This window comes from Streptomyces sp. NPDC002787, from assembly GCF_053592095.1.
Window position 1 is genome coordinate 27,469 of record NZ_JBSFVC010000031.1, and the last position, 23,067, is coordinate 50,535.

Genomic DNA, 23,067 nt, shown 5'->3' on the forward strand with positions numbered 1-23,067 from the left:
TGGACACCCCGGCCCCGTCACACGAGTCCGGGCGTTCGTGTTGCCCCGCCGTACCTCCCTCCCTGCCCACCCCCCTTGCCCACCCCGGACGGGAACCGCCCTTCATGAGCCTCCACGGTCTGCTAGACGCCGTAGTCAAGGACGCCCCCCTCGCGGAAGCGATCAGGACGGCAGCCGACGGCCACCGCACCCACCTCGACCTGGTGGGCCCCCCGGCCGCCCGCCCCTTCACGGTGGCCGCCCTCGCCCGTGACGCCGGCCGCCCCGTACTCGCCGTGACGGCGACGGGCCGCGAGGCCGAGGACCTGGCGGCGGCCCTGCGCTCGCTGCTCCCCCCGGACGGCGTCGTGGAGTACCCGGCGTGGGAGACGCTCCCGCACGAGCGGCTCAGCCCGCGCAGCGACACCGTCGGCCGCCGCCTCGCGGTTCTGCGCCGCCTGACCCACCCGACCTCCGACGACCCGGAGACCGGCCCGGTCTCGGTCGTCGTCGCCCCCATCCGTTCGGTCCTCCAGCCGCAGGTCAAGGGCCTCGGCGAGCTGGAGCCCGTGGCCCTGCGCACGGGCGGTTCGGCCGACCTCGACCGTACGGTGGAGGCGCTGGTGGCAGCGGCGTACTCCCGGGTCGAACTGGTAGAGAAGCGCGGCGAGTTCGCCGTACGCGGCGGCATCCTGGACGTCTTCCCGCCGACCGAGGAGCACCCCCTCCGAGTGGAGTTCTGGGGCGACGACGTCGAGGAGATCCGGTACTTCAAGGTCGCCGACCAGAGATCGCTGGAGGTCGCCGAGCACGGTCTGTGGGCCCCGCCCTGCCGTGAGCTGTTGTTGACGGACGAGGTCCGTGAGCGCGCGCGGGTCCTCGCCGAACGCCACCCGGAGCTGGGCGAACTGCTCAACAAGATCGCCGAGGGCATCGCCGTCGAAGGCATGGAGTCCCTCGCCCCGGTCCTCGTCGACGACATGGAACTGCTGATCGACGTCCTGCCGAAGGGCGCCATGGCGGTCGTGTGCGACCCGGAGCGCGTGCGTACGCGCGCGGCGGACCTGGTGGCGACCTCGCAGGAGTTCCTGCAGGCGTCCTGGGCGGCCACGGCCGGTGGCGGCGAGGCGCCCATCGACGTCGGCGCGGCCTCCCTGTGGTCCATCGCGGACGTCCGCGACCGGGCCCGTGAGCTGGACATGATGTGGTGGTCGGTGTCGCCGTTCGCGGCGGACGAGGAGCTCGACGCGGACACCCTCAAGCTGGGCATGCACGCGCCGGAGACGTACCGCGGTGACACGGCGAAGGCGCTGGCCGACACCAAGGGCTGGCTCGCCGACGGCTGGCGCACGGTCTTCGTGACCGAGGGCCACGGCCCCGCCGCCCGTACGGTCGAGGTCCTGGGCAGCGAGGGCATCGCGGCCCGCCTGGAAGCCGACCTCGGGCAGATCGCCCCCTCCGTCGTGCACGTGGCGTGCGGTTCGATCGACTACGGCTTCATCGACCCCGCCCTGAAGCTGGCGGTCCTCACCGAGACCGACCTCTCCGGCCAGAAGGCGGCCGGCAAGGACGGCGCCCGCATGCCCGCCCGGCGCCGCAAGACCATCGACCCGCTCACCCTCGAACCGGGCGACTACATCGTCCACGAGCAGCACGGCGTCGGCCGCTACATCGAGATGGTCCAGCGGACCGTGCAGGGCGCGACCCGCGAGTACCTGGTCGTGGAGTACGCCCCCGCCAAGCGCGGTCAGCCCGGCGACCGCCTCTACATCCCCACCGACCAGCTGGAACAGATCACCAAGTACGTCGGCGGCGAGGCCCCGACCCTGCACCGCCTCGGCGGCGCCGACTGGACGAAGACCAAGGCGCGGGCGAAGAAGGCGGTCAAGGAGATCGCCGCCGACCTCATCAAGCTGTACTCGGCCCGGATGGCGGCGCCCGGACACGCGTTCGGCGCGGACACCCCCTGGCAGCGCGAGCTGGAGGACGCCTTCCCCTACGCGGAGACGCCCGACCAGCTGACGACGATCGCCGAGGTCAAGGAGGACATGGAGAAGACGGTCCCGATGGACCGCCTGATCTGCGGCGACGTCGGCTACGGCAAGACGGAGATCGCGGTCCGGGCCGCCTTCAAGGCCGTCCAGGACGGCAAGCAGGTGGCTGTGCTGGTGCCGACGACGCTGCTGGTGCAGCAGCACTTCGGCACGTTCAGCGAGCGGTACTCGCAGTTCCCGGTGAACGTCCGGGCCCTGTCCCGCTTCCAGACGGACACCGAGGCCAAGGGCACGCTGGAGGGCCTGCGCGAGGGCGCGGTCGACATCGTCATCGGCACCCACCGCCTCTTCTCCTCCGAGACCAAGTTCAAGGACCTCGGCCTCGTCATCGTCGACGAGGAGCAGCGCTTCGGCGTCGAGCACAAGGAACAGCTGAAGAAGCTCCGCGCGAACGTGGACGTGCTGACGATGTCCGCGACACCGATCCCGAGGACGCTGGAGATGGCGGTGACCGGCATCCGCGAGATGTCGACGATCACCACCCCGCCGGAGGAGCGCCACCCGGTCCTCACCTTCGTCGGCCCGTACGAGGAGAAGCAGATCGGCGCGGCCATCCGAAGGGAACTCCTTCGAGAAGGCCAGGTCTTCTACATCCACAACCGGGTGGAGTCCATCGACCGCGCGGCGGCCCGACTGCGTGAGATCGTCCCCGAGGCGCGCATCGCGACGGCCCACGGCCAGATGTCGGAACAGGCCCTGGAGCAGGTCGTCGTCGACTTCTGGGAGAAGAAGTTCGACGTGCTCGTCTCGACGACGATCGTGGAGTCGGGCATCGACATCTCGAACGCGAACACGCTGATCGTGGAGCGGGGAGACACCTTCGGTCTCTCTCAGCTGCACCAGCTGCGCGGCCGGGTCGGCCGCGGCCGGGAGCGGGGGTACGCGTACTTCCTGTACCCGCCGGAGAAGCCGTTGACGGAGACGGCCCACGAGCGCCTGGCCACGATCGCCCAGCACACGGAGATGGGCGCGGGCATGTACGTGGCGATGAAGGACCTGGAGATCCGGGGCGCGGGCAATCTGCTGGGCGGCGAACAGTCCGGCCACATCGCGGGCGTCGGCTTCGACCTGTACGTCCGCATGGTGGGCGAGGCGGTCGCGGACTACCGGCGGCAGCTGGAGACCGGGGAGGTCGAGGAGGAGCCGCCACTCGAGGTCAAGATCGAGCTGCCGGTCGACGCGCACGTCCCGCACGACTACGCGCCCGGGGAGCGGCTGAGGCTTCAGGCCTACCGTGCGATCGCCTCCATCAACAACGAGGCCGACGTCGCTGCCGTACGCGAGGAACTCGTCGACCGCTACGGCAAGCTGCCCGAGCCCGTGGAGAACCTGCTGCTGGTGGCCGGCCTGCGGATGCTCGCCCGGGCCTGCGGGGTGGGCGAGATCGTCCTCCAGGGCACGAACATCCGCTTCGCGCCGGTGGAGTTGCGGGAGTCGCAGGAGCTGCGCCTCAAGCGGCTGTATCCGGGCACGGTCATCAAGCCCGCTGCCCACCAGGTGCTCGTCCCTCGGCCGAAGACGGCGAAGGTGGGCGGGAAGCCGTTGGTCGGGCGGGACTTGCTGGGGTGGACCGGGGAGTTCCTGGCGTCGATTCTGGGGTCTTAGCGGTTCCGGGAGGGCCGGTGTGAGGGCGTAGCCGTTCTGGGTGGTGGCGTCACGGCGTCACGGCTGTGGTGGGGGCACGGCCGCCCACTCACCACCGCAGGTACGCCCGGCGTGCACCTTGATGACCGTTGATGACGGTCGGGTGCCGGTCTGGCCGCACCGGGCGGCGGCTACCGTGTCGAGCAGGGGAGACGGGGAACCCCACGCAGGACCGCGTGAGTGCACGGACGAAGGAAGGGGTGTCGCGTGGTGCGTCTGAGGGGTGGGGTCGCCGCCGTCGCTCTGGTGCTGGTCGCCGCCACCGGTTGCGAACTGGACGCGGAGGGGTCGGGCGCCGGACCGCAGGAGAACCCCGGCGGGGGCGGCGCCGCGTTCGCCGCCGCGGAGGCGTTGACCGTCAAGGGGCGGGCGCCCAAGACCAACTACGACCGCGGCGAGTTCGGCAGCCCCTGGGCCGACACGGACTCCAACAGCTGCGGCACCCGCGACGACATACTCAAGCGCGACCTGAAGGAGGTGAAGTTCCGGGACGACGACTGCACGGTGGTCTCCGGTGTGCTCGACCCGGACCCGTACACCGGCGGGGACGTGCCGTACGTACGCGGCCGCAGCAAGATCGACGTGGATCACATCGTGGCCCTCTCCGACGCCTGGCAGAAGGGCGCCCAGCAATGGGACGACAGCAAGCGCATAGCGCTGGCCAACGACCCGCTGAACCTCCTCGCGGTCGACTCCGGCACCAACCGGAGCAAGGGTGACGGCGACACCGCCACCTGGCTCCCGCCCAACAAGGCGTACCGCTGCGCCTACGTGGCCGCGCAGGTCGCCGTGAAGACCAAGTACGGCCTGTGGGTCACCTCGGCCGAACAGTCCGCCATGAAGCGCGTTTTGACGACCTGCCCCAACCAGAAGCTCCCCACCGGCGGCAACCCGACCAAGGCCCCGGCCCGCTTCCACGCGGACTGAAGCAGCCGCGGTGCCGCCTCGCGGAAGGGCGCGTCAGCTGAAGTCCTCGTCCAGGTCGATGACCTTGCCCTTGGGCGCCTCGGCCGGGACCGGCTTGTCGTAGTCGGTGAAGGTGAGGTCGCCGGGCTCGTCGGCGGACTTGCTGACGACCCGCAGGAGGTACGGCTTGCCCTCGGTGGCCACGTACAGGGTGTAACTGTCCTTGCCGTCCTTCTCGTTGAGGACGATCGCGGGGGTGCCGGCGACCGCGGCGGTCTTGCCGCGCTCGGCGTCGGAGTTCACGTCCTCGAAGTCGGCGAGCACGGTGTCGAGGTCGCAGAAGCCCGCGATGTCCTTGGAGTCCTCGGCGGTCGCGGACGTCTTGGTCCACTTGTCGGCGAGCCACTCGACGGCCATGTCGGCCTCCTCCTTGGAGGCGTCCTTCGACTGGGCGCGCAGGAAGGCCTCGTCGTACTTCATGTAGATGGTGTCGCCGACCTTGATCAGCTCGGCCTCGCCCTCGCCGTCCATGCTCAGCGTGCCGGCGCAGTCGCCCTTCTTGTTCATGGCCATGTCCATCTGGACCGTGCCGCCGGCGGAGTCGTCCTGGACCTCGCCCTTCATCCGGAGCGAGTCGGCGTCCGAGGTGGCCTTCACGGCCTTGTCGGCGATCTCGCCGCCGGTCAGCCCGGCGAACGGGCCTTCGGGCTTGTCCTCGCCGGGGAGGCAGCCGGTGAGCGAGAAGGTGGCCGCGGCGGCGATGCAGACAGCGGCGAGTGCGGTGCGACGCATGGGAGTTCCCCCCTGGGAATCGATGGGTGAGTCGGTGAGTGAGGTGAGTGGAACGAGTGGTGTGTTTCGCGCGGGTCGGTGAGCGGCGCGCGTCAGTACGTGCGGGTGTCGAGCGGTTCGCCCGCGGAGTCGTAGACCGTGACGCGGCCCCGCTCACCGTGCTTCCAGTCGGCGAAGGCGGCGGAGATGAGCCGGGCGGGACCGAGGCCGCCGCCCGACGGCCCGCCGGTTAAGTCCGTGTGGACGTCGGCCGAGTCGGCGTCGCCCGCGGGCGGGGCGGGCCTGTGAACCTCGGTGACATGAGAGACGGCGGCTCGCTCGGCGGAGGTGCCGTGACTGTTCACAAAGGCCTTGAAGTGGTCGGCTGAACCGCTGCCACTCACGATGCTGTCACCGCTCCCGGCGTTCGCCGAGACCACACCGATGACGAGAAGTCCGACCGCCGCGTTCGTCGCGATCTGGGCTTTCATCCCCATGGCCGTGCTCCTCCCCCGGTGTGTGACAACGCAGCCGACGTGTGACCACCCGGATCGGGCGGCCGGTCGTTTGATGGGTCAATGACAGCAGATCGTGTGAACCGAGTCAACGCGGTTCACGAGATGGAGCGTGTACACGGCGTGTATGGGTAGATCTTGCGTACGTCGGTATGCTCGACGCCACACACCAGGTACAGAGGGGAGCCGGGCGCGTGCAGGGGAACGGGACAGAGGTCACCGCCGCGGACATCGCGCGGCTCGCCGGCGTGGGCCGCGCCGCCGTCAGCAACTGGCGCCGCCGCCACGCCGACTTCCCCAAACCGGTGGGCGGCACCGAGACCAGCCCGGCCTTCGCGCTCGGCGAGGTCGAGGAGTGGCTGCGCAAGCAGGGCAAGCTCGCCGAGGTGCCCCTCAAGGAGCGGGTCTGGCAACAGGTCACCGGCCACCCCGAGGGCCCCGTCACGGCCCTGGTGCACGCGGGCTGCGCCCTGCTGTACCTCCACGACCGCCCCCTGGCGTGGCTGGAGTTCAGCGCCTGCCCCGACGACGAACAGCTGGCCCGGATCCTGCCCGAGCCGCTCTGGCACGTCCTCACCCCGCGCTTCGGCCTGGTCCGCGAGCCGGCCGTGCCCCACCCCACGCCTGCCGAGTTCCTGCCCTCGATCCCCCTGCTGCGCGCTGCGACCGAGCTCGCGGCCGACCTGGGCGCGCGGCAGACCTTCGAGTTCCTGCTCGCCCGCCACCTCGACGCCAACCCGCGCCAGTACACGCTCACTCCGGGCGAACTCGCCGAGCTGATGGCCGAACTCGCCGGTTCCGCCCGCTCGGTGCTCGACCCGGCCTGCGGCACCGGCGCCCTCCTGCGTGCCGTCGCCGCCCGCCCCGGCCAGGAGCTGTACGGCCAGGACAGCTCCCGTGAACTGGCCGCCCTCACCGCGCTCCGCCTCGCCCTGCGCACCAAGAGCACCATCCGCACCGCTCCGGGGGACAGCCTCCGCGCGGACGCCTACGAGCACCTCAGGGCCGAGGCCGTGCTCTGCCACCCGCCGTTCAACGAGCGCAACTGGGGCCACGACGAACTCGCCTACGACCCGCGCTGGGAGTACGGCTTCCCGGCCCGTACGGAATCCGAACTCGCCTGGGTGCAGCACGCCCTGGCCCGCCTGGAGGACGGCGGCACGGCCGTCCTGCTGATGCCGCCGGCCGCCGCGAGCCGCCGCTCCGGGCGCCGTATCCGCGCCGACCTGCTGCGCCGCGGCGCCCTGCGCGCGGTGATCGCCCTGCCGGTGGGCGCGGCACCCCCGTACAACATCCCGCTGCACCTGTGGGTGCTGCGCAGGCCCGGCAAGACGCCCACGCCGCCCGAGCTGCTGCTCGTCGACACCGGGCGGCTGGCCGCCGAAGGGCGCGGCGGGTTCGACTGGGCGGCGGTGCGCACCGCCGTGCTCGACGCCTGGCGGCCCTTCGACCGGTCGGGCGAGGTGACGGAGCGGCCGGGGCTCAGCCGTTCGGTGCCGGTCATCGAACTGCTCGACGACGACGTGGATCTGGCGCCCGCCCGGCATCTGCCGCCCCCGGCCGCGGGCGGCGGCGCCGAGGAGCTGACCGCCGTACGCGAACGCCTCGGTGAGACCCTCCGCCTGACCGCCGACCTCACACCCCCGCTCGCCGACGACGCGCAGCCCGCGCGCTGGCCCCTCACCACGGTCGGTGAACTCGCGCGCGGCGGAGCCCTGATGCTGCGCACGGGCGGAAACGGCCCCCACGCGCGCGTCCTCACCGATCACGACGTCCTGGCCGGCACGGCACCGTCAGGGGCACTGCCCGAGACCGGCGAGGAGCCCGTGCTGGTGGAACTGGGCGACGTCGTCGTCCCGGTCCTCGGCGGCGGCGGTGTCGCGCGGGTCGTCGACGAGGAGACCGCAGGCGCCGCCCTCGGCCGCAACCTGACGCTGCTGCGCCCCGATCCGGCCGCGCTCGACGCGTGGTTCGTCGCCGGCTTCCTGCGCGGCACCGCCAACAGCCGCCAGGCCAGCAGTTACGCCTCCACCGCGACCCGCCTCGACGTACGCCGCCTCCAACTGCCCCGGCTCCCGCTGGATCAGCAGCGCCGCTACGGCGAACGGTTCCGCGCCCTCGCCGCCTTCGAGGACGCCCTCCGCCAGGCCGGCCGCCTCGGCGAACGCCTCGTGCGCGGCATGTACGACGGACTAACGGACGGTTCGGTCGCCCCGGACTGAACCGGCGGGCGGCGGTCCGGCCCCACCAACTCCCTCCACGCTCCCCACGATCACGCCTACCGGACGGAACCACTCCGCGTCGGGCGGCGTGACCTGCACTGCGGTACTACAACGGTTGTCCACAACCCTGGACCTCATGTCGTGACCGACCTATACCCTCGGAACGACATCGCTCGTCCGCTCTCATCAGGCCCTCAGGAGCAGCCATGCACGGCCACGGCTACGCGCCGACACCGCCCCCCGGCCCCGACCAAGGGGGCCAGGTCACACTCCGTGTGATCTTCGTGGTGGTCGCGGTCATGAGCTGTGGCCTGCTCGCCTGGGCGTGCCTGCTGCGGCTCGCCTCGGTGACCCGCAGGCCCCGCGACTGGTGGCTGTTCGCGCTGGCGCTGGTCCACATCATCGTGACCCTGTACATCATCGGCACCGACCCGGGCAAGGAGGAGTTCACCACCTGGCGCGGCGACGTGGGCATGTCGTTGCTCTTCGGCGGGCTCGCGGCGATCGTCGCGTACTACCTGTACGCGGACATACGCCACTTCAGCCCGCCCCGGATGGCCCCGCCCGTGTCGTACACCCAGACGACGGCGTACTCGCAGCAGACCGGCTACGGCTACCCGCCGGCCCAGGCCCCGCAGCCCTACATACCGGCCCAGCCGGTCCATCCGCAGCCCGTCCAGCCGCAGCCCCAGCCTCCGCAGCAGCCCCAGCCGGGGCCGGAGCCCCAGCGCCCCGGGCCCGCCCGGCTGGACCAGGTGCGCGCCGAACTCGACGAGCTCAGTGACTATCTCCGCAAGCACGAGGGAGACAGGTGACCCAGCAGGGGACCGGACGCCTGATCACCGGCCGCTACGAGCTGTCCACGCTCATCGGACAGGGCGGCATGGGCCAGGTGTGGACGGCGTACGACCAGCGCCTCGACCGGCGCGTGGCGGTGAAGCTGCTGCGCCCGGACAAGGTCGCGGGCCAGGAGGCCGACGAACTGCGCCGCCGCTTCGTGCGCGAGTGCCGCGTCACGGCCCAGGTCGACCACCCCGGCCTGGTCACGGTCCATGACGCGGGCAGCGAGGGCGAGGAGCTGTTCCTCGTCATGCAGTACGTCGACGGGGCCGACCTCGCCGACCACCTCGCCGAGCACGACCCCTACCCGTGGCAGTGGACGGTGTCGGTCGCCGCCCAGCTGTGCGCGGTGCTGTCCGCCGTGCACGCGGTGCCGATCATCCACCGCGACCTCAAGCCACGGAACGTGATGGTCAAGCAGGACGGCACGGTCACCGTCCTGGACCTCGGCGTCGCCTCCGTCATGGACACCGACACCACCCGTCTGACCCACACCGGCTCACCCATCGGCAGCCCCGCCTACATGGCCCCCGAACAGGCCATGGGCGGCGCGGTCGGCCCGTACACCGACCTGTACGCGCTCGGTGTGCTGATGCACGAACTGCTCAGCGGTAACGTCCCGTTCACCGGCTCCACGGCCCTCGGCGTCCTCCACCGCCACCTCTACGAGCCGCCCGTCCCCGTCCGCCGACTGCGCCCCGAGGTCCCGGAGAACCTGGAGACCCTGGTCCTCCGGCTGCTCTCCAAGGACCCGCAGCACCGCCCGTCCTCCGCACAGGAGACATACGAGCAACTCCTCCCGCTGCTCCCCGCGCGCGGCATGCCCACCGGCTCCCCGCTCGACCCCACCCGCCCCTTCCTGCGCCCACACGCCCCCTGGCCGGACCGCGCCCGCATCCCCGCGCCGCAGCCCTCCGCCGCACCCGACCCCGCGCCCGCGGTCGACAAGCCCGACGTGGCCGGCGCCGTCGACGAGGTCAAGCGGCTCCTCGGCGAGGGCCGCATCACCCAGGCCGTCGACATCCTCGGCGCGATCCTCCCGGCCGCCGCCGCCCAGCACGGCGAGCACTCACCCGTCGTCCGCACCCTGCGCAAGCAGTACGCGGCCACCCTCATGGACGACGGCCAGTACCGCCGCGCCCTGCCGGAGCTGCGCCGCCTCGCCGACGAGCGCGCCGCCGAGGCCGGCCAGGCCGACCCGCAGTCCCTGCGCTTCCGCTACGAGTCCGCCCAGTGCCTCGAACAGCTCGGAGAACCGGCCGCGGCCCTCGCCGAGTACCGCTCGCTGCTGCCGTACTTCGAGAACCAGTACGTCGGCGGCGACCCCGAGCTGTCTCTCGACGTCCGCCGCCGCATAGGCCACCTGCTCCTCGCCCTCGGCGACCGAGGCGCCGCCCACGAGACCCTGGGCCGCCTGCTGCTCGACGTGGAACGACTGCGGGGCCCAGGCCACCCGCTGGCAGCCGAGGTCCGGCGCACACTGCAGTGGCTGGGACAGGTACGAGGCTGACGCATACGGCGGCCGAAGCGAGCGCGGACCGGTGGTGTGGGTGGGCTGAGCCGGACATGGCACGGGGCGGTGCCCGAAGTCGGTGTGAATCGTTGGTCGAATGGCTGGCCGAGAGCAGGGCCACTGCCTAACATCGATCACCGCAAGACTTTGTGCACCGCCGCACAATCTCCTCGGGAGGCCCACTTGCACCGCCGCCGTCGCACCGCGCTCCTCCTCTCCGCAGCGATCGCCGCCGCGGCCCCGCTCCTGACCGCCTGCGGAAGCGAGGCGCATCCCGGCGCGGCGGCCGTCGTCGGCGGCGACCGGATCACCGTCGCGCAACTGGAGAACCGGGTGAACGAAGTGCGCGCGGCCCAGCGCGCCGCCACCCCCGACCAGGCCCAGTACCAGCAGGTCGTCGCCCAGACCAGCGCCCTGACCCGCAACACCCTCAACGGCATGGTCCTGGAGAAGGTCCTCGACCAGGCACTCGCGGACGCCGGCGTGACCGTCACCCGCAAGGAAGTCCAGAAGTACCGTTCCGACCTGGAGTCGGACGCCGGTGGCGCCGAAGCCCTGGAGCAGGCCTATCTGCAGCGCTACAGCGTCGCCCCCGAACAGCTGGAAGAGAGCCTCCGCAGCGACGTCGAGGTCCAGAAACTCTCCACCGCCCTCGGCGCCGACCTGAACACGCCGCAAGGCGGCACCGTCTTCTGGCAGGCCCTCTCCGAGGCGTCCAAGAAACTCGACGTCGACCTCAACCCCCGCTACGGCAGCTGGGGAGTCGACCAGAACGGCCGGGTGGGCCTCGTGGACGCTAAGACACCATGGCTGCGACAGGTCACGGCCACGGACACACAGCAGCCGGCGTAACGACCACGGACGGGGGGCGGGTCGGCGGCCGCGCCGCGCAGGAACCGACCCTTCCTCCCGGCCTGTGGATAACTTCGGAGGTCGTCCGTGACGTGGGTTACGTTCGTGGGGTGAACGCAAACCGCCCCGACGGCGCTCCCGACACCACGGCCGCGGCCTCCGCCGACGAGACCGCCCCCGGCCGAGTCGTCCTGCTCACCACCAGCCACCGTGTCGCGCCCGGCCTGCTCTCCTGGCCCGCCTGGCGAGCGCTCCACGGGGCCGACCGCGTCCTCTGCGCGGACGAGGCGCACCCCCAGCTCCCCTATCTGCGCGAGGCCGGCATCACGGTCGAGCAGGCGACCCCGACGGCCGAGGAACTGGTCGACACCTGCGCCGGCGACCGCACGGTGGTCGTCGTGGCGACCGCCGAGGGCGAACCGCACCTCACCGACGGCCTGGCCCGCCTCGCCGGCTCCGGCCGCGTCCGCATGCCGTCCCTGGAGCTCCTCCCCGCCTCCTACGACCTCCCCGGCGCCCGCCTCCTCGACCTCGTCCAGGTCATGGACCAGATCCGCGCCGAATGCCCCTGGTCCTCCCAGCAGACCCACAAGGGCCTGGCCAAGTACGGCATCGAGGAGGCCTACGAACTCGTCGAGGCCATCGAGGAGGGCGACCGCGACGAACTCCGCGAGGAACTGGGCGACGTCCTCCTCCAGGTCGTCTTCCACTCCCGCATCGCCGAGGACGACCCCGACACCCCCTTCTCCATCGATGACGTCGCCGCCGGCATCGTCACCAAACTCATCCACCGCCACCCCCACGTCTTCGGCGACGAAACGGCCACCACCCCGGAGGAGGTCAAGGCCCACTGGCTCCGCACCAAGGCCGTCGAGAAGCGGCGCGAGTCGGTGACGGACGGCATACCCCTCGGCCAGCCGGGACTCGCCCTCGCCGCCAAGCTCTCCTCACGGGTACGGACGGCAGGCCTGGACGTCCCCCTCCCCACGGGCGAGGGCGCCGGATACGAGCTCCTGGCGCTGGCGGTGCGGGCGGAGGCCGCCGGCGTCGATCCGGAGGCGGCCCTCAGGGCTGCGGCGCGGACCTACAGGGACGCGGTGCGGGCTGCCGAGGGACTGGACGCTTAGTACGGTTGACCTCACGGCTGGTTGCGACGCGGGGGCGTGTGTGGACCGCGCAGGACCTGGAACCCGTGCCGGACGAGGTGTGTGGCTGTTGCCGGACGAGGCCGAGGCAGGTGCGCCGATTGGGCGTGGAGCCGTACTGGACGCGGCCCGGGCGGCGCTGCATACGCGTGTCGAGGCGGGAGAAGCGCCCTTGATCTTCGCCTTGGCCGAGCGCACAGGGGGTGACGAGCGGCAGGAACTGCTGCGCAGGGCGGCGGACGCGGGACACCCACAGGCGGCCGAGGAGTGGGCGGAGCACCTGCTGCACACCGGGGACGAAGCGGGGCACTGAGGTATCTGGAAGCCGCGGCGGAGAGCGGAAGTGTCAGCGCCGCGCGCGAGGCGGGACGGGTACACCGGGAGCGCGCCAAGCGGTGCTGCGCAGGGCCGCCGAGACCGGTGACAGTGATGCCGCGCGCCAACTGGGTGACCTGTTGTTCGGAAGCGGCGACGACGACGAGGCGTGGAATCTCTACCTGACCGCGACCATTTTCGGCAACGCCCAGGCCGCGCTGAGCATGGGCAGGTGGCACCTCAGGTGGAACGAGGGCGAGGTGGCCCAGGCCTGGCTGCGACGCGCGGTGGACGCGGGCAGCCGGACGGCGGCGGAAATGCTGCAGCACGCGCAGAACCCGCCCCAGACCTTGGCGGAAGCCGAAGAGCACTTCGAGGACACCGACGGCTACCCCTTGGACTGCGCCCACCACGGCCTCGTACTCGAGAAGCAGGGGCGGCTCACGGAAGCGTGCGCGCAGTACGTGGAGGGCTACGAGGCCGGCGACTCCTATGCCGCCTATCGCCTTGCCGTCCTGTTGCACAAACAGGGCACGTTCGACGAGGCCAGGCGCTGGTGCCGCAAGGCCGCCGACATGGGTTACCCGCGTGCGCTGACGGCACTCGACGGGACCTCGGAGACTCCGGCTACCGTCGGGGAGTGACCAACCAGCCCCACCCCGGCCCCGCGGCGCCCCCCGACCTCTTCACCTGGGAGTTCGCCACCAACCCCTACCCGGCGTACGCCTGGCTCCGCGACCACGCCCCCGTGCACCGCACACAACTCCCCAGCGGGGTGGAAGCCTGGCTGGTCACCCGCTACGGCGACGCCAAGCAGGCCCTCGCCGACGCGCGCCTGTCCAAGAACCCGGCGCACCACGACGAGCCCGCGCACGCCAAGGGCAAGACCGGCATCCCCGGTGAGCGCAAGGCCGAGTTGATGACGCATCTGCTGAACATCGATCCGCCGGATCACACGCGACTCCGCCGCCTCGTCTCCAAAGCGTTCACGCCCCGACGGGTCGCGGAGTTCGCCCCCCGCGTCCAGGAACTCACCGACCACCTCATCGACCAGTTCGCGCAGAAGGGCGAGGCCGACCTCATCCACGAGTTCGCCTTCCCCCTCCCCATCTACGCGATCTGCGACATGCTCGGCGTCCCCCGGGAGGACCAGGACGACTTCAGGGACTGGGCCGGGATGATGATCCGGCACGGCGGCGGCCCCCGCGGTGGCGTCGCGCGATCGGTGAAGAAGATGCGCGGCTACCTCGCCGACCTCATCCACCGCAAACGGGACGGTCTCACCGAGCATCCGACCCCCGGCGAAGACCTCATCTCCGCGCTCATCCGCGCCTCCGACCACGGTGAGCACCTCACCGAGAACGAGGCCGCGGCGATGGCGTTCATCCTGCTGTTCGCCGGGTTCGAGACGACCGTCAACCTCATCGGGAACGGCACGTACGCCCTCCTCACCCACCCCGAGCAGCGCGCCGGCCTCCAGGCATCCCTCGTCGCCGGGGAGACCACGCTGCTCGAAACCGGCGTCGAGGAACTCCTCCGCTACGACGGCCCCGTCGAACTCGCCACCTGGCGCTTCGCCACCCAGCCCCTCACGATCGGCGGGCAGGCCATCGCCCCCGGCGACCCCGTCCTCGTCGTCCTCGCCGCGGCCGACCGTGACCCGGCCCGTTTCCACGACCCCGACACCCTCGACCTCTCCCGCCGCGACAACCAGCACCTCGGCTACGGCCACGGCATCCACTACTGCCTCGGCGCCCCCCTGGCCCGCCTCGAAGGTCAGACGGCCCTGGCCACGCTCCTCACCCGCCTCCCGGACCTACGACTCGCGGCGGACCCGGCTGATCTGAGGTGGCGCGGCGGGCTCATCATGCGTGGATTGCGCACGCTTCCGGTGGCATTCACTCCGCGCGAGCGGCCCGTAGCAGTACCCCGATCCACGCCAGAAAATGACACACCCTCAAGTCTGTGATCTTCACGTGATCTGCGCTGCATTGACTTGTGACAACTGATCAACTGTCGATACGTTCACACGTCAGTGCGAAGGAGTCACCACATCCCTCGCGCAGGTCACTGCTGTCGCGTGAAAGGCAACCGCATGCTCTCCGGGACCGGTCGTCACCGTCGCCCCCGCCAGGCTCCGGCCCTCCTCGTCGCGGCCGGGGTGACCGGCTCGGCCATCGCGATCCCACTCCTCGGCGCCACCGGCGCGAGCGCGGCCAGCGGAACCACCTGGGACCAGGTGGCGGAGTGCGAGAGCGGCGGCTCCTGGAGCGCGGACACCGGCAACGGGCGCTACGGCGGCCTCCAGTTGACGCAGGAGAACTGGGAGACGTACGGCGGCCTCGACTACGCGACGAGCGCCGACCAGGCCAGCCGTTCGCAGCAGATCGCGGTCGCCGAGAGGGTGCTCGCCGACCAGGGCGTCGGCGTCTGGTCCACCTGTGGCGTGCTCCACAACCTCGCCGGCGACTCCGGCTCCGCCGATGTGGACCCGGGGGGCGCGGGCGACTGGACGAAGTCCGACGATTCCTCCAGTTCGTCCAATACTTCCAGTTCCTCCGGTTCGCCGGATTCGTCTTCTTCGGCTGGATCGACCGGATCGACCAAGTCGGCTGATTCCGCCGACTCCACCGACTCCACCGACTCCGGCGACTCCACCGGCTCCAACGATCCGAAGCGCTCCAGCGGCTCCGGTGACTCCGCTGACTCCAGCGGTTCTGGCGAATCATCCGATTCATCGGAATCGTCCGCGCATGTCAATGAAGGGTCCACCAAGGCCGCCTCGGGCGCCGACTCCGACGATTCCGCGAAGTCCGGCACCGACAACTCGGACGACTCGTCTCAGAGTGGCGGCTCCTCCACGGTCGACGGCAGTGAAAGCAGCGCCGGTCGTCACCGTGGCGCCAGTGCCTCCGAGGGTGCGGGCGCCGCCGACGGCTCGCGCGCCGATTCCTCACCCTCCGGCCGTCACGCCTCCCGTGGCGGCGACGCGGCCCGCGAGGCCGTGGAGGGCTCGTACACCGTCCGTGCGGGCGACAATCTGACGGGCATCGCGAACTCGCTCGGACTCGACGGCGGGTGGCGGGAGCTGTACGCCGAGAACGAGGGCACGGTCGGAACTGACCCGGACCTTATCCTTCCCGGTCAGACCCTCGAAGTCGGTGCCGAAACGGGCGAAAAGTAGCGGGAGTTCGGGTTGGGGTTCGCCCCTGAATGCCCGATTTGATCTCGGTGGGAGATGAATCACAGACCCCCTGATCGGCTTTGAAATTCGGCGAATCACGTGTTTACGGTCGTGACCGCTCGCCACAGCGGGCCCCTGCGGTCGGCACGCCGAATCCTGCCAACGGCCGTATGGGAACAGTCGTCGCGTCAAGCGCCGTAGGCAGGAGCGGGGGACCCAAGGTAAGTGCCGGGTCCGGAAGTTGAGGCCCTTCGGGGTCGCACGACCGGAACCGGCTCGGGGTGAAGCCGCGCGACGTGAGCCGAAAGGCGAGCGAGCGCGGCCGGGCAACTCAACCGGCCCGAACCCGACAGCTCACCTCGCAGGCGTCGGTGAGGGGATCACTCCATGCTGTTTTCCAGCAAGGGCAAGCACCGCCGCCCGTCCAAGGCCGCCCGTGCCATCGCCGTCGCCGGTGTCACCGGCGCCGCCGCCGTCGCGGCTCCGCTGATGGCCGCCGGCAGCGCCTCCGCCGCCACCGCCTCCGAGTGGGACGCCGTCGCCCAGTGCGAGTCCGGCGGGAACTGGTCCATCAACACCGGCAACGGCTACTACGGCGGTCTGCAGTTCTCGGCCTCCACCTGGGCCGGGTACGGCGGTACGAAGTACGCCTCCACCGCCGACCAGGCCAGCAAGGCGCAGCAGATCGAGATCGCCGAGAAGGTCCTCGCGGGTCAGGGCAAGGGCGCCTGGCCGGTCTGCGGCAAGGGCCTGTCCGGTGCCTCGTACAGCGGTGCCGCCGCCTCCGGCAGTGGCTCCTCGAACTCGAACTCCGGCTCGAACTCCGGTTCCTCCTCGCAGGAGAGCACCCAGAAGAGCACTCAGGAGACCCGCGCCTCCCGCTCCTCCGAGCGCGCCACCGTCGAGACCCCGACCGGCAAGAAGGTCAAGAAGGGTGACGGCGAGTACAAGGTCGTCAGCGGTGACACCCTCAGCGCCATCGCCGAGAAGAAGAACGTCAAGGGTGGCTGGGAGAAGCTCTACGAGCTGAACAAGGACATCATCGACGACGCCGACTTCATCTACCCGGGCCAGCAGCTCCACCTGAGCTGACCCTGCATGGCCGGACCGGATGTGGCCGGGCTGAGCTGGGCCGAAAAACAGGCCGCTCCCCAGCTGAACCACAGCCCGCTCACATCCGTGTCCTCCATAGTGAAGACCTCGTGAGGGCCGTCCCCCCGTCCCCACGGGCTCCCCGCCTCGGTGCGCATTCCCCCGTACGCACCGGGGCGGGGCTTTTTCCTTCCTGCGGGGCCCATTTCCCTTCCTGTTCACCTCTCCTGTTCACCACGGCTTTGTTCCGGGTGGGAACAATGGATACCGTCTGTCTGTCCATGGGGCGGTCGGTCGAGGACCGAGGGCCCCGTGGCGGTTAGGCTCTAGTCGCCATCGCGTCACATCCCAAGAAGGAGATGCTCGTGCCGTCCATCGACGTCGTCGTAGCCCGGGAAATCCTGGACTCCCGAGGCAACCCCACGGTCGAGGTCGAGGTCGGCCTCGACGACGGCAGCACGGGTCGTGCCGCCGTCCCCTCCGGCGCCTCCACGGGTGCCTTCGAGGCCATCGAGCTCCGTGACGGCGACCCCAACCGCTACCTCGGCAAGGGCGTCGAGAAGGCCGTCCTCGCGGTCATCGAGCAGATCGGCCCGGAGCTCGTCGGCTACGACGCCACCGAGCAGCGCCTGATCGACCAGGCGATGTTCGACCTGGATGCCACCGACAACAAGGGCTCCCTCGGCGCCAACGCCATCCTCGGCGTCTCCCTCGCCGTCGCCCACGCCGCCTCCGAGGCCAGCGACCTCCCGCTCTTCCGCTACCTGGGCGGCCCGAACGCGCACCTGCTGCCCGTTCCGATGATGAACATCCTGAACGGCGGCTCGCACGCCGACTCCAACGTGGACATCCAGGAGTTCATGATCGCCCCGATCGGCGCGGAGTCCTTCTCCGAGGCCCTGCGCTGGGGCGCCGAGGTCTACCACACCCTCAAGAAGGTGCTGAAGACCAAGGGCCTGTCCACCGGCCTCGGCGACGAGGGCGGCTTCGCCCCGAACCTGGAGTCCAACCGCGCCGCCCTCGACCTCATCCTCGAGGCCATCAAGGAGGCCGGCTACACCCCCGGCGAGCAGATCGCCCTGGCGCTCGACGTCGCCGCCTCCGAGTTCTACAAGGACGGCTCCTACGTCTTCGAGGGCAAGGAGCGCTCCGCCGCCGAGATGACCGAGTACTACGCCGAGCTCGTCGAGGCGTACCCGCTCGTCTCCATCGAGGACCCGCTGTTCGAGGACGACTGGGCCGGCTGGAAGATCATCACCGACAAGCTGGGCGACAAGGTCCAGATCGTCGGCGACGACCTGTTCGTCACCAACCCCGAGCGCCTGGCCCGCGGCATCGAGGAGGGCGCGGCCAACGCCCTGCTGGTCAAGGTCAACCAGATCGGTTCGCTGACCGAGACCCTGGACGCCGTCGAGATGGCCCAGCGCAACGGCTTCAAGTGCATGATGTCCCACCGCTCCGGCGAGACCGAGGACGTCACCATCGCCGACCTCGCCGTCGCCGTGAACTGCGGTCAGATCAAGACCGGCGCCCCGGCCCGCTCGGACCGCGTCGCCAAGTACAACCAGCTCCTGCGCATCGAGGAGATCCTCGACGACGCCGCGGTGTACGCGGGCCGCAGCGCCTTCCCGCGCTTCAAGGGCTGAGCCGTCGGCTGACCCGTTAAGGGCCGAGCCCGAGCCAGTCGTACGTACGTCCCCGTACCGGTCCCGTACCGTGTGCGGGGACGTACGCACATGCGCGCAGGAGAAGGCAGAAGCGGAAGGGGAAGCGGGACATGGCCGTGAAGGACCGGGACCGGGACCGTTTCTCCACCGCGACCCGGCTGAAGGTGCTCGGCGAGCAGACGGCGGCCCGGGTCTACCGCTCCCAGACCAAGCGCCAGGCCCGCCGCTCCCGGCTGACCGGCCGGGCCGCGCTCCTCGCCCTCGTCCTCTGCTCGATGATCGTGGCGCTCGCCTATCCCATAAGGCAGTACGTCTCCCAGCGCGCCGAGATCGCCGACATGCAGCGGCAGCGCGAGGAGGCGCGCGAGCGTGTCGAGGAGCTGCGCGACCTCAAGGCGCGCTGGCAGGACGACGCGTACGCCGAGCAGCGCATCCGGGAGCGGCTGCACTACGTGATGCCGGGCGAGACCGGCTACACCATGATCGACCCGGACGCGGTGAAGCAGTCCCGTACGACACAGGGGGCGGCCGACCGCCCCTGGTACAGCAACGTCTGGGACGGGGTCGACAAGGCCGACGCCGCCGACAGCTGAACGGCCACCTTCGTGACCGTCAACCGATGAGCCACACCGAGGACTTGAGTAGCAGGTTATGCAGACCCCTCCGCCGCCCACCCCGCGCACCGAGCCGACCGACGCCGACGTCGAGGCCTTCCAGCAGCAGCTCGGGCGCCCGCCGCGCGGGCTGCGCGCCATCGCGCACCGCTGCCCCTGCGGACAGCCGGACGTCGTCGAGACGGCACCGCGCCTGCCGGACGGGACGCCCTTCCCCACGACGTACTACCTGACGTGCCCGCGTGCGGCCTCCGCGATCGGCACGCTGGAGGCGAACGGCGTGATGAAGGAGATGACGGAGCGGCTGTCGACGGACCCCGAGCTGGCCGCCGCGTACCGCGCCGCCCATGAGGACTACATCGCCCGCCGTGACGCGATCGAGGTCCTGGAGGGCTTCCCGAGCGCGGGCGGCATGCCGGACCGCGTGAAGTGCCTGCATGTCCTCGTCGGGCATTCGCTCGCCGCCGGACCGGGCGTCAACCCGCTGGGCGACGAGGCGATCGAGATGCTGCCGGAGTGGTGGGCCAAGGGCCCCTGCGTGGTGCCGTCCACGCCGCCCGCCGGCGAGGGCACGGAGGTGGACGAGGGCGAGTCCGGCCACTTCGCGGCCAAGCCCCTCGACGAGGACGAGTCCACGGAGGCCGGCAAGTGACCCGGGTCGCCGCCGTCGACTGCGGTACGAACTCCATCCGGCTCCTCGTCGCCGACGCCGACCCGGCCACGGGTGAACTCGTCGAGCTGGACCGCCGGATGACCATCGTCCGGCTCGGCCAGGGAGTGGACCGTACGGGCCGGCTGGCCCCCGAGGCGCTGGAGCGGACCTTCGCGGCCTGCCGGGAGTACGCGGAAATCATCAAGGAGCACGGCGCCGAGCGGATCCGTTTCGTCGCGACCTCCGCCTCCCGCGACGCCGAGAACCGGGACGAGTTCGTGCGCGGGGTGCTGGACATCCTCGGCGTCGAGCCCGAGGTGATCTCCGGCGACCAGGAGGCCGAGTTCTCCTTCACCGGCGCGACCAAGGAGCTGAAGGGACGCGCCGACCTCACCAAGCCCTACCTGGTCGTGGACATCGGCGGCGGCTCCACCGAGTTCGTCGTCGGTGACGACCACGTGCGCGGCGCCCGTTCCGTGGACATCGGCTGCGTACGGCTGACCGAGCGGCACCTCGTACGGGACGGCGTCGTCGTCGATCCGCCCGGGCCGGAGCAGATCGACGCGATCCGCGCCGACATCGAGGCCGCCCTCGACCTCGCCGAGCGGAACGTCCCGCTGCGCGAGGCGCACACGCTGGTCGGGCTCGCCGGGTCGGTCACGACCCTGTCCGCGATCGCCCAGGACCTGCCCGCGTACGACTCGGTCGCCATCCACCACTCCCGGATCCCGTACGAGCGCGTCCGGGAGATCACCGAGTGGCTGCTGCGGTCCACGCACGCCGAGCGGGAGGCCGTCCCGTCGATGCACCCGGGGCGGGTGGACGTGATCGCCGCCGGCGCCCTCGTCCTCCTCTCGATCATGGACCGGATCGGTGCGGCGGAGGTCGTGGTGAGCGAACACGACATCCTGGACGGAATCGCCTGGTCCGTGGCGTAGGTTCCGGGCGGGTTCCGGGGCTCTCCCAGCGGTGCGGCGGGGCTTGTGAGCGAGTGTTTACTACTCGTCGGTAGCCTCGCCTGAGCTGTTCGGATAACGTATGAGCGCGCCCAAGGGGTGCTCCGGCACACCTCGTCGATCCCTCGTCGGGAAAGTTCGTGAAGTTCTTCACAAGAGAATCGGCCCTGTTGGGCGACCTTTTGAGGCTCCGCAGAGCCTTCGGGGGTTCCAGGGGGTCAACAGGGCGCCGTGGAGGGGGTCCCGCGAGGGTCTCGTCCGGGTGAAATCGGGGGCCGGTTCGGGGTGTCCTCAGGGGGTCCGAGAGGCCGGAACGGCAGTTCACGCGGCCTTGACATCGACCTGTCGTACAGTCGGGTTCCCGGTCGGCGCCATGGGGTGCGTCACGAGGGTCGCGCAGTGTAGCAGAGGGTGTGGGTAAGCTTGTGAAGGGGCGCACGAGCGACCCCCGGACGGCGGGTACATACTCGATGGCATGAGCACCACGGAGCGTCCCAGGATCCTCGTAGTAGGCGGTGGGTACGTAGGCCTGTACGCAGCTCGGCGCATCCTCAAGAAGATGCGCTACGGCGAGGCGACCGTCACGGTCGTCGACCCCCGGTCGTACATGACCTACCAGCCCTTCCTCCCCGAAGCCGCCGCCGGCAGCATCTCCCCGCGGCATGTCGTCGTCCCGCTGCGACGCGTGCTCCCCAAGGCGGAGGTCCTCACCGGCCGGGTCACCACCATCGACCAGGACCGCAAGGTCGCCACCGTCGCGCCGCTGGTCGGCGAGGCGTACGAGCTGCCTTTCGACTACCTGGTGATCGCGCTCGGCGCGGTCTCCCGCACCTTCCCGATCCCCGGCCTCGCCGAGCAGGGCATCGGTATGAAGGGCATCGAGGAGGCCATCGGCCTGCGCAACCACGTCCTCGAGCAGCTCGACAAGGCCGACTCCACGACCGACGAGGACGTCCGCCGCAAGGCGCTGACCTTCGTCTTCGTGGGCGGTGGCTTCGCCGGCGCGGAGACCATCGGCGAGGTCGAGGACATGGCCCGCGACGCCGCGAAGTACTACAAGAACGTGTCCCGTGAGGACATGCGCTTCGTGCTCGTCGACGCCGCCGACAAGATCCTCCCCGAGGTCGGCCCGAAGCTCGGCCTCTACGGCAAGGAGCACCTCGAGGGCCGCGGTGTCGAGGTCTACCTCAACACCTCCATGGACTCCTGCGTCGACGGCCACGTCGTGCTGAAGAACGGCCTCGAGGTCGACTCCAACACGATCGTCTGGACCGCCGGCGTCAAGCCGAACCCGGTCCTCTCCCGCTACGGCCTGCCCCTCGGCCCCCGCGGCCACGTCGACACCGCCCCGACCCTCCAGGTCCAGGGCACCGACTACATCTGGGCCGCCGGCGACAACGCGCAGGTGCCCGACGTCGCCGCCCGCAAGGCCGGCGTCGAGAACGCCTGGTGCCCGCCGAACGCGCAGCACGCGCTGCGTCAGGCCAAGGTCCTCGGCGACAACGTGGTCTCCGGTATGCGGGGCTTCCCGCAGAAGGAGTACGCGCACTCCAACAAGGGTGCGGTGGCGGGCCTCGGCCTCCACAAGGGCGTCGCGATGATCGTCATGGGCAAGATGAAGATCAAGCTCAAGGGCCGTCTCGCCTGGTACATGCACCGTGGCTACCACGGTCTGGCGATGCCGACCTGGAACCGCAAGATCCGCGTCTTCGCCGACTGGACCCTCGCGATGTTCCTCAAGCGCGAGGTCGTCTCCCTCGGCGCGATCGAGACCCCGCGCGAGGAGTTCTACGAGGCGGCGAAGCCGGCGCCGGTCGCTGCCGCGAGCAAGCCCGCGGAGAAGGCCAAGGCCTCCTGACCCCTCTCGGTCACTCTCTGCTCGACCCGAAGGACCTCCCGCCATCCGTGGTGCGGGGGGTCCTTCGGCGTTCGCGTGAGAGCTCGGGGGTGGGATTCGTTCGGCGGGTGCGGGTGGGTGGGGGTTGCTCGCGCAGTTCCCCGCGCCCCTGAAGAGCAGGGGCTGCGCCCCGTGCTTTTCGTTTTTGGGGGCGCGGGGAACTGCGCGAGCAACCACCCACCACCCGCAGCCGAACAACACACCTCCCCGCGGGAATAGGGCGCAGCCCCGCAGGTGATTACGTTGGCG

At 70.7% G+C, this 23,067-nt stretch carries 19 protein-coding genes and 1 riboswitch; of the genes, 17 read left to right on the top strand and 2 right to left on the bottom strand.

What is annotated here, in order from left to right:
• The first annotated feature begins 104 nt into the window (after positions 1-104).
• Together mfd and ACWD26_RS34815 are read left to right on the top strand one after the other, a co-directional pair.
• On the top strand, positions 105-3,638 hold the full coding sequence (gene mfd, locus ACWD26_RS34810; RefSeq protein ID WP_451276105.1) for a transcription-repair coupling factor: 3,534 nt from the start codon (positions 105-107) through the stop codon (positions 3,636-3,638).
• 246 nt (positions 3,639-3,884) lie between these two features.
• Positions 3,885-4,604, top strand: coding sequence for an HNH endonuclease family protein (locus ACWD26_RS34815; RefSeq protein WP_451276107.1), 720 nt, complete (start codon positions 3,885-3,887; stop codon positions 4,602-4,604).
• Positions 4,605-4,637: 33 nt separating this feature from the next.
• On the opposite strand, the gene ACWD26_RS34820 is transcribed toward ACWD26_RS34815, so the two are convergent.
• Entirely contained in the window at positions 4,638-5,375 is a 738-nt protein-coding gene (locus ACWD26_RS34820) for a hypothetical protein (protein WP_451276109.1), read from the bottom strand.
• A 92-nt stretch (positions 5,376-5,467) separates the two neighbouring features.
• Entirely contained in the window at positions 5,468-5,851 is a 384-nt protein-coding gene (locus ACWD26_RS34825) for a hypothetical protein (RefSeq protein ID WP_451276111.1), read from the bottom strand.
• Between the two features lie 212 nt (positions 5,852-6,063).
• On the opposite strand from ACWD26_RS34825, the gene ACWD26_RS34830 reads away from it, so the two are divergent.
• The 15 genes from ACWD26_RS34830 to ACWD26_RS34900 all read left to right on the top strand — a co-directional run bounded on the left by ACWD26_RS34830 (position 6,064) and on the right by ACWD26_RS34900 (position 22,779).
• Positions 6,064-8,091 carry an N-6 DNA methylase gene (locus ACWD26_RS34830; RefSeq protein WP_451276113.1) on the top strand — a complete coding sequence of 676 codons (2,028 nt, stop codon included), beginning with the start codon at positions 6,064-6,066 and terminating at the stop codon, positions 8,089-8,091.
• Between the two features lie 206 nt (positions 8,092-8,297).
• A complete protein-coding gene (locus ACWD26_RS34835) occupies positions 8,298-8,906 on the top strand; it encodes a hypothetical protein (RefSeq protein ID WP_451276115.1) in 609 nt (202 codons plus the stop codon).
• A 41-nt stretch (positions 8,907-8,947) separates the two neighbouring features.
• Positions 8,948-10,441, top strand: coding sequence for a protein kinase domain-containing protein (locus tag ACWD26_RS34840; protein ID WP_451276218.1), 1,494 nt, complete (start codon positions 8,948-8,950; stop codon positions 10,439-10,441).
• Between the two features lie 186 nt (positions 10,442-10,627).
• A complete protein-coding gene (locus tag ACWD26_RS34845) occupies positions 10,628-11,296 on the top strand; it encodes a SurA N-terminal domain-containing protein (RefSeq protein WP_451276117.1) in 669 nt (222 codons plus the stop codon).
• A 110-nt stretch (positions 11,297-11,406) separates the two neighbouring features.
• A complete protein-coding gene (locus tag ACWD26_RS34850; protein ID WP_451276119.1) occupies positions 11,407-12,423 on the top strand; it encodes a nucleoside triphosphate pyrophosphohydrolase in 1,017 nt (338 codons plus the stop codon).
• Positions 12,424-12,613: 190 nt separating this feature from the next.
• Positions 12,614-12,754 carry a hypothetical protein gene (locus tag ACWD26_RS34855; RefSeq protein ID WP_451276120.1) on the top strand — a complete coding sequence of 47 codons (141 nt, stop codon included), beginning with the start codon at positions 12,614-12,616 and terminating at the stop codon, positions 12,752-12,754.
• A gap of 82 nt (positions 12,755-12,836) precedes the next feature.
• Positions 12,837-13,400, top strand: a complete 564-nt coding sequence (locus ACWD26_RS34860; protein WP_451276122.1) for a hypothetical protein — start codon at positions 12,837-12,839, stop codon at positions 13,398-13,400.
• On the top strand, positions 13,397-14,725 hold the full coding sequence (locus tag ACWD26_RS34865) for a cytochrome P450 family protein (protein WP_451276124.1): 1,329 nt from the start codon (positions 13,397-13,399) through the stop codon (positions 14,723-14,725). Before ACWD26_RS34860 ends, ACWD26_RS34865 begins: the two co-directional genes overlap by 4 nt.
• A gap of 126 nt (positions 14,726-14,851) precedes the next feature.
• Positions 14,852-15,940, top strand: coding sequence for a transglycosylase family protein (locus ACWD26_RS34870; protein ID WP_451276126.1), 1,089 nt, complete (start codon positions 14,852-14,854; stop codon positions 15,938-15,940).
• A gap of 183 nt (positions 15,941-16,123) precedes the next feature.
• Positions 16,124-16,323, top strand: a riboswitch (cyclic di-AMP (ydaO/yuaA leader).
• Positions 16,324-16,327: 4 nt separating this feature from the next.
• Positions 16,328-17,032 (top strand): transglycosylase family protein, encoded by a 705-nt coding sequence (locus ACWD26_RS34875; RefSeq protein WP_451276128.1) that lies wholly within the window; start codon positions 16,328-16,330, stop codon positions 17,030-17,032.
• A gap of 365 nt (positions 17,033-17,397) precedes the next feature.
• Positions 17,398-18,678: a phosphopyruvate hydratase gene (gene eno, locus ACWD26_RS34880; protein ID WP_451276130.1), complete on the top strand. Its 1,281-nt coding sequence runs from the start codon at positions 17,398-17,400 to the stop codon at positions 18,676-18,678.
• A gap of 131 nt (positions 18,679-18,809) precedes the next feature.
• Positions 18,810-19,292: an FtsB family cell division protein gene (locus ACWD26_RS34885; protein WP_451276132.1), complete on the top strand. Its 483-nt coding sequence runs from the start codon at positions 18,810-18,812 to the stop codon at positions 19,290-19,292.
• Between the two features lie 58 nt (positions 19,293-19,350).
• Complete coding sequence (locus tag ACWD26_RS34890; RefSeq protein ID WP_451276134.1) at positions 19,351-19,965, top strand: DUF501 domain-containing protein; 615 nt, start codon at positions 19,351-19,353, stop codon at positions 19,963-19,965.
• On the top strand, positions 19,962-20,903 hold the full coding sequence (locus ACWD26_RS34895; protein WP_451276136.1) for a Ppx/GppA phosphatase family protein: 942 nt from the start codon (positions 19,962-19,964) through the stop codon (positions 20,901-20,903). The genes ACWD26_RS34890 and ACWD26_RS34895 overlap by 4 nt, the downstream gene beginning before the upstream one ends.
• 493 nt (positions 20,904-21,396) lie before the next feature.
• Positions 21,397-22,779 (top strand): NAD(P)/FAD-dependent oxidoreductase, encoded by a 1,383-nt coding sequence (locus ACWD26_RS34900; protein WP_451276138.1) that lies wholly within the window; start codon positions 21,397-21,399, stop codon positions 22,777-22,779.
• Positions 22,780-23,067 lie beyond the last annotated feature (288 nt).